Source organism: Synechococcus sp. R8-2 (assembly GCF_047461715.1).
GTDB lineage: Bacteria > Cyanobacteriota > Cyanobacteriia > Thermostichales > Thermostichaceae > Thermostichus.
On sequence record NZ_JANSHQ010000045.1, the window covers coordinates 1 to 7,060 of the forward strand.

Sequence of the window (7,060 nt, forward strand, 5' to 3'; positions counted from 1 at the left end):
TCCATGTCAATTGGCCACCTGGATATGAGGTGGGTGGCGGAAAGATGATAAACTCATGAAGATTTGTATCGTTGGCGCTGGGGCAGTGGGAAGTCACTTGGCCATATGCCTGGCTCGGTCTGGCTTTCCCGTCAGTGTCGTGGCCCGTGGAGCTCACCTGCAGGCCATCCGCACCCAAGGTCTGAAGCTCATCCGGCAGGGGGATCCCTCCCAAACCTGGGTGGAGCACTTGACGGCCACCGACGATCCGGCTGACCTGGGCCCACAGGACTGGCTGATAGTGACGGTCAAGGCCCACAGCTTGCCGCAGCTTGCCCCTCGACTGGGATCCCTGTGTGGCCCCGACACCCCCATTGTGATTGCCCAGAATGGTATCCCCTGGTGGTACTTCTACCGGCATGGGGGCGAGTTTGAGGGGCATTCCCTGACTTCCGTGGATCCAGAAGGGGTTATCGCTGCCCATCTGCCGATAGAGCGGGTGATCGGCTGTGTGGTGTATATCGCCGTGCAGTTGGCAGAGCCAGGAGTGGTCTTGCACACAGGGGGTGGGCGCTACATTCTGGGGGAGCCGGATGGATCCCTGTCAGGACGGCTGCAGTCCTTGGCCGCCATCTTTGAACAGGCGCAGCTTGCCACCACTCTCACCTCGCAGATTCGGGCCGAGATCTGGCAGAAACTGTGGGGCAATGCCGCCTTCAATCCCATCAGCGCCCTCACCCGGGCTGCTCAAGATGAGATCGCTCAGTACCCACCCACCCGTGCTTTGGTTCGGTCGGTGATGCAGGAAGTTGAGGCTGTGGCCCAAGCTCTAGGGATCCGGCTGCCGGTCTCTTTGGAAGAGCGGCTAGAAGATGCAGCCCGCGTGGGATCCCATCGCACCTCGATGCTGCAGGATGTTGAGCTGGGGCGACGGACGGAGATCGAGGCCATTGTGGGAGCCATCACCGAGTTGGGGCGTTTGGTGGGGGTGCCCACTCCCCATTTGGATACTCTGTATGCTTGCGTCAAGCTGCTGGAGCGCTCTCTTTAGGCTCTTGCAGGGAGCGGTAGGGTCGCTACCGAACGGCAGAGAAACGATTCGTTTGCTGGATCCCAGGCTCCCCCCTGGGGAAGTGGCTCGAACTCTAGAATGGCTGTAGCCTCGAACTGATGAGGAAGCTGAAGGTGGCTGTCCATTTTTCTCCGACTCAACCCAACTGAAATCACAGCATTTGAATTAGCAAATGATGCTTGAAAACTCCATCGTGCTCATCACCGGAGCCAGTAGCGGCATTGGGGCCGCTTGTGCCACCCTTTTTGCCCGTTCTGGAGCCCGCCTGATTCTGGTGGCCCGCCGTCAGGATCGGCTGCAGGAACTGGCTGGGGAATTGCAGCAGGCTTACGGCACTCCTTCCTACCTGCTGGCTTTGGATGTGCGGGATGGGGCAGCCGTGCAGCAGGCGCTTCAATCTTTGCCCTCGCCGTGGGCCAACATCGACATCTTGGTCAACAATGCAGGTTTAAGTCGTGGCTTGGACAAGCTCCACACGGGGGCCTTGCAAGATTGGGAAGAGATGATCGATACCAACCTCAAGGGGTTGCTCTATGTTACCCGCGCCGTTTTGCCCGGCATGGTGGAGCGAGGTCGAGGCCATGTGGTGAACATCGGCTCCATTGCCGGTCGGCAGACCTACCCAGGTGGCGCTGTGTATTGCGCTTCTAAGGCCGCCGTGCGGGCCATCTCCGAGGGGCTGAAGCTGGATTTACTGGGCACCCCCATTCGCGTCACCGAGATTCAGCCGGGCCTGGTGGAAACCGAGTTCAGCCAAGTGCGCTTCCGTGGGGATCGCGCCCGTGCGGCAGCAGTGTATCAGGGCCTCACCCCCTTGACGGCGATGGATGTGGCTGAAGTGGTGGTGTTTGCGGCAACCCGTCCCCCCCACGTGAACATCAGCGAGATCTTGCTTGTGCCCACCGACCAAGCCAGTACCACCCTCGTACATCGTCGATAAGAGGCCGGCAACCGGGCTTTCGCCTCCACTCTTGCTTCCCTGAGCGACAATGGCAGCAAAGGTGGTGGGAACATGGGACTGGAAGCCGGGATCCTGATCGGGTTGGGAATCGGTTTGCTTTGCACGTTGCTCCTGCTGTGGCAGACTCGGCGCCGTTTCAGACGCGAATTGCAGCGGTTGGGATCCCTGGTGCATCTGGCCATGCCCCTCCACTCCCTGGAACAGATGCTCAGCTTGCTCAGCCGTTATCTTCGCCAACAAGATCTGGATTGGGCCAACCAAAAACAGCAACTGCAAAACTGGCAATACCTGAGTCAGCGGCTCCCTTGGGGATATCTGCGGGTAGACGAAAACAACGTGGTGCTGGAGTGCAATCCTGCCGCCCAGCGCCTGCTGCGCATCAGCCAATGGCAGCCGGGCATCAAGCTCTTGCTGGAATGGGTGCGCTCCTATGAGTTGGATCAGCTCATCGAGGCTACCCGCCGACAGGAGACCGCTGCTCCTGTCCAAAGTCGCGAATGGATTTTCTACCCTTCCGGTGGGGATGGCAAACCGATTCCGCTGCGGGCTTGGGGGTTGCTCCTGCCGCAAGCGCACGTGGCCATTTTTTTAGAAGACCGGCTGGAAGCAAAAATGCTGGCCCAACAGCGGGATCGCTGGGCTTCGGATGTGGCTCACGAGCTGAAAACCCCCCTCACCTCCATTCGCTTGCTGGCCGAAACTTTACAAAGCCGGGTCGATGCCGCTCAAGCAGTCTGGGTGGAACGATTGCTAAATGAAACTCTGCGCCTGAGCCATTTGGTTCAAGACTTGCTCGAACTCAGCGCCCTCAATTTGGGAGCCGCATCCCGCTCCCAATGGCGTTGGGTGGATCTGGCAAGTTTGGTGAGCGAGGCCTGGCAAAGTGTAGAGCCGTTGGCCAAGCCTCGACACCAGGAACTGCACCTGAGCGGATTGTCCCAGATTTACCTCTGGGGAGATGAGCAACGCCTATACCGCCTCATCCTCAATCTCTTGGACAACGCCGTCAAGTATGGCAAGCCCGACTCTCCTATCCATGTGGTGCTTTCGGAGCAGGGATCCCAGGTGCGGCTAGAGGTGTACGACCACGGCCCCGGCCTGCCAGAAGATCAATTTGAGTTGGTCTTTCAGCCCTTTTACCGCACCGACACTGCGCGGGCCCGCAGCAAAGGCGGAACCGGCCTAGGGCTGGCAATTGTGCGACAAATTGTCGAAGTTCACGGGGGCACCATCCAACTGCGCAATCACCCACAAACCGGTGGGCTGTGGGTTCAGGTGGAACTGCCCCGGAAGCACTTGGATCCCTTGTGAAGCCTATCCGAAAACGCTCGCATCAGTGGCCTGCAGCCGGAGTCTGGCCGAGAATCGCTCAAGATTTCCCTGCTGCAGGGCTATCCATCTCAGGGGTGATCCCCTAGAATTGGGGTAGGTAATCTTTACAGTTCATCTTAAGCAGGCATTCGGAATGGGTACTGACTATCATTCCGCAGACTTGTTGTCCGAACGGGAGCTGCAGGTCATTGAGTTGATTGCGGCAGGACTGACCAATCAGGACATCGCGGAACGCCTAGAGATCAGCAAGCGCACCGTTGACAATCACATCAGCAATATTTTGAGCAAGACCCGAACGGCAAATCGGGTGGCCTTAGTACGCTGGGCCTTGCAGTGGGGAAAGATTTGCCTAGATCAGGTAAACTGCTGCACTTTGGTCGATGACAAAATTGCTTAGTCCTATCCTGTTTTGCCGGTCAAGTCCTCGCCCCAGAGTTTTGCATAGAGGACTCTTTTACTTTTTGCAGTGATTGCATAATCCGGAAGTTACTTGGGTTGTCTTGAGTTATACCCTGGGCTACGTTGATCGGGCTGTCATTCGTGAGCACTCCCAAAATGAAGCGCTACGCTATTCGCTACGATTCTATGCCCCTGATGGTTTATCGGGAATTGGCTGCCCATTTGGCTTGTGTTTCAGGGGTGAAAACCGAGCTGGAGTGGAAAAAAAACTCCACCTTTCGCTACCAAGACAGCCAAATAGAGGCATTGCATATTCATCAAGAACCCGATGCCGACATAGAACAAATTAAGCGTATTCTTGACCACTATGGAGCGTGGCAGCATAGCCCCTTAGAAGACTAGCTCTCTCTGCAACCCAAAAGGGATCCCTAGGGATAGGGATCCCCGGATGATTCCTCTGCAAGGTCTGGGAAAAACCAGTTCAGCGAGCAGCTTGGCCTTGGGCAGGCAGGTGCAGCTTACGAGCCAGGCCCAATCTCGCCAACAGCCAAATGGCCCAGTAGGTCATGTCAATTTCCCACCAGCGCAAACCGGCCTTAACGCACTTCGGGTCGGCATGATGGTTGTTGTGCCAGCCTTCACCATAGGTTAGAATGGCCGCCCACCAAAGGTTACGAGCATTGTCATTGCTCTCGAAAGTCCGGTAACCCCAGGAGTGGCTGGCCGAGTTGATCAACCAGGTACAATGCAGCAGCAGCACTGTCCGCACGAAGATACCGTACACGACGAATGACCAGCCCCCCAGCAGGTAGAGTATTGTAGCCAACGGCAGTTGCAAAAGCAGAGCATACCTATCCAGCCAGCGGTAGAAGGGATCCCGAGCCAAGTCGGGCGCAAAGGCAAAATACTTCTCAGGGTTAAAAAATTCTTCGCGGTGGTAGATCAGCCAGAGCACATGGCTCCACCAAAAGCCCTTACGAGCAGAATAGGGATCCTTCTCCTCGTCTTCGGTGAAGGCGTGGTGCTGACGATGGCTGCCCACCCAAAAGATCGGCCCCCCTTGAACGGCCAGGGCACCGAGAGTCGTGAAGACATATTCCAGCCACTTGGGCACCTGGAAACTACGATGGCTGAGCAGGCGGTGGTACCCCAAGCAGATGCCTAAGCTGCCGAAACACCAGTGGAGAAATAGGGCTACTCCCAGAGCGGGCCAGGAGAAGAAGAAAATGCCTCCCACCAAAGCCACCACGTGAAAAATGGCAAAGAAGAGCACATGTTCCCAAGCAAACCGAAAGGACTCTTGGGGCTCGGGCCGATTGAGCGGAGCGGGATGATTCAGCGATTGGCGAGAAAAAGAAATGGTCATGAACCCACAAAACCTCAGAAGAAGAAGTAGACTAGACTGACTAGGAAAGAGCCAAAACACACAACCTAGCCTGAGGCGGCCGGATAACAGCAGCCCAACATAGAGACGGAGTCAAACCCCAGAGGACACCGCCATAGCCAGCGGTGACTTGCTATGTGCTCCGCTGTGATGAACTTGGCTACACAGGAAGAAGAGGAGCAGAGGCAACGCTGCCGACATCCTCTCGCTTGACATTAAGCCTAGCGGTATTCCACCGTAAATGCAAGCGTCACTTGCAGCCCGCCGCAATTCTTCAGGTTTTCTCCTCACTATGGCACGTCCTTCTTCTCGGCAAAGGCTGCTGAATGCGGCTCGGGAGCTGTTCGTTCGTCAGGGCATCACCCAAACCACCACCCGTCAAATTGCGGATTTGGCCGGAGTGAATGAGGTCACCCTGTTTCGGCACTTCGGCACCAAGCAGGGGCTACTCCTGGCCGTATTTGGCGAGTTGGGGGTTTTTTCCGGCATTGCCGATCTGCCTCTGAAGGCGGATCCCGCCCCCTCTCAAGGTTCTGGGTTACAAGCCATTCTCCTGCGCTACGTCCACACCTGTTTTCGGGCTTTGGCCGACAATCCTGAGCTGGTGCGCTCCCTGGTCGGGGAGGCTGGCCTTTATTCTGAGGAACATCGTCGCGCCTTGCGGATGGGTTTTTCTCAGGCCCAAGAACAGCTGACAGAGTATTTGCGGCGATTTCCCAACTCTGAGTTGCAATCTGTCGAGCCAGATCGCCTTTATGCAGCCGTTGGGGTTTTGCATGTAATGATTTTGGGAGCAGCAATGTTGGCGGTAACTGCCGAGTTGCCTTCCGTTGGCGCCGACGGAACCGAGCCCTCTGTTGAGGGGCAGCTATCGGATGAAAAATCTAAAAAATCAGAGAAAGGCGCCGAAACCGCCAGGATCCCCCCCCTTCTGCAAGCCTGCGTGGAGCTGTGGATGGCAGGCGTGACCAGAATGACAGAACCTACGCCGTAGCGCAGCCACCCACAATTGGACAAGGCTCTCCAAGTGCCCTAGGTGGGCATGCGATACAGCTTCTCCCAACGACACACTGACTACGGCCAATAAATAGCCCCAGACCACAGGGATCCCGGCAACCTGCAGAACTCCCGTGAGCTCGGAACAAACTCTCTCTGTGTGCAAATAGATGTGCAAACAGGTAGATGTGCAAGTAGAAAAGAGAGGAGGTTGTAAGCCGGGTTCTGTAGTGCAGAGTTGCACTGGCGATCATCTATCTGGGAGTGATGTTACCATCACCCTCTAGCGGCTCACCACCATCGAGAGCACCCTTCCCCACTTTGGGTACCGTGACCTCGATGCAACCGACAGGGGCGAAGAACAGCCATAGTCCTGCGGCTGCGGCCTTGCTTTCCACCGGGGTTTACCGAGCCAACGCCTCACGACGTTGCTGGTGGGCTCTTACCCCACCTTTGCACCCTTACCTGTGCTGGGATCCCAGCCATCGGCGGTATGTTTCTGTGGCACTATCCTCGCGGTTACCCGCACTGGGAGTTTCCCCAGCGGTGTGTTCTTCTGAAAGCCCGGACTTTCCTCATCCCGCTGTCTGGTGGCGACAGCAAGGACGCGATCGCCTGCCCCTCCTCTCTCTTCAGCTCGATCCTACTGCATCTTCCAAACCTAGAAAATCCCGGAAATCGGTACAAACTCCACTTGATCGGGAATGTTGGGGGCCAGGTGTAAGATTTGCCGGTTCAAATCCATCACCACAGCCGTCACGCTTTCGGTGCGATCCCAGGCGGGCAGATGGGGATCCGGATGGCGGCAGATGCAGTGGGGGGCATTCGTCCGGTCCTGTAGGATTTTTTGAAGAGTGACCGCCTCTAGGGTTCCCGTTTGAGCACTCTGGCGAAGCAAATGATAGGCCCGTTCTAGCCTTGTGGAGGATCCTATATG

Annotated in this window: 8 protein-coding genes and 1 other RNA gene; 6 read left to right on the forward strand and 3 right to left on the reverse strand. The window is 56.8% G+C overall.

All coding sequences use genetic code 11. The features are described from left to right. Nucleotides 1–55: 55 nt before the first annotated feature. The 5 genes from NW819_RS01280 (at nucleotide 56) to NW819_RS01300 (ending at nucleotide 4,145) form a co-directional block, all read left to right on the forward strand. Nucleotides 56–1,030 (forward strand): ketopantoate reductase family protein, encoded by a 975-nt coding sequence (locus NW819_RS01280; RefSeq protein WP_414412650.1) that lies wholly within the window; start codon nucleotides 56–58, stop codon nucleotides 1,028–1,030. A 193-nt stretch (nucleotides 1,031–1,223) separates the two neighbouring features. Continuing rightward, the gene (locus NW819_RS01285) at nucleotides 1,224–1,991 is read left to right on the forward strand and encodes an SDR family oxidoreductase (RefSeq protein ID WP_414412651.1); all 768 of its coding nucleotides are present in this window, start codon (nucleotides 1,224–1,226) and stop codon (nucleotides 1,989–1,991) included. Between the two features lie 72 nt (nucleotides 1,992–2,063). Then, complete coding sequence (locus tag NW819_RS01290; RefSeq protein ID WP_414412652.1) at nucleotides 2,064–3,323, forward strand: sensor histidine kinase; 1,260 nt, start codon at nucleotides 2,064–2,066, stop codon at nucleotides 3,321–3,323. A gap of 154 nt (nucleotides 3,324–3,477) precedes the next feature. Next, on the forward strand, nucleotides 3,478–3,741 hold the full coding sequence (locus tag NW819_RS01295) for a helix-turn-helix domain-containing protein (protein ID WP_011432496.1): 264 nt from the start codon (nucleotides 3,478–3,480) through the stop codon (nucleotides 3,739–3,741). A gap of 143 nt (nucleotides 3,742–3,884) precedes the next feature. After that, complete coding sequence (locus NW819_RS01300; RefSeq protein ID WP_414412653.1) at nucleotides 3,885–4,145, forward strand: hypothetical protein; 261 nt, start codon at nucleotides 3,885–3,887, stop codon at nucleotides 4,143–4,145. A gap of 79 nt (nucleotides 4,146–4,224) precedes the next feature. On the opposite strand, the gene NW819_RS01305 is transcribed toward NW819_RS01300, so the two are convergent. Continuing rightward, on the reverse strand, nucleotides 4,225–5,109 hold the full coding sequence (locus NW819_RS01305; RefSeq protein WP_414412654.1) for an acyl-CoA desaturase: 885 nt from the start codon (nucleotides 5,107–5,109) through the stop codon (nucleotides 4,225–4,227). A 310-nt stretch (nucleotides 5,110–5,419) separates the two neighbouring features. Between NW819_RS01305 and NW819_RS01310 the strand changes: the two genes are divergently transcribed. Then, nucleotides 5,420–6,121 (forward strand): TetR/AcrR family transcriptional regulator, encoded by a 702-nt coding sequence (locus tag NW819_RS01310; protein ID WP_414329131.1) that lies wholly within the window; start codon nucleotides 5,420–5,422, stop codon nucleotides 6,119–6,121. Nucleotides 6,122–6,321: 200 nt separating this feature from the next. Here NW819_RS01310 and rnpB read toward each other — a convergent pair. Continuing rightward, nucleotides 6,322–6,752, reverse strand: an RNA gene (gene rnpB, locus NW819_RS01315) — RNase P RNA component class A. Nucleotides 6,753–6,784: 32 nt separating this feature from the next. After that, a partial coding sequence (locus NW819_RS01320) for a hypothetical protein (protein ID WP_414412655.1) occupies nucleotides 6,785–7,060 on the reverse strand: 276 nt, incomplete at its 5' end.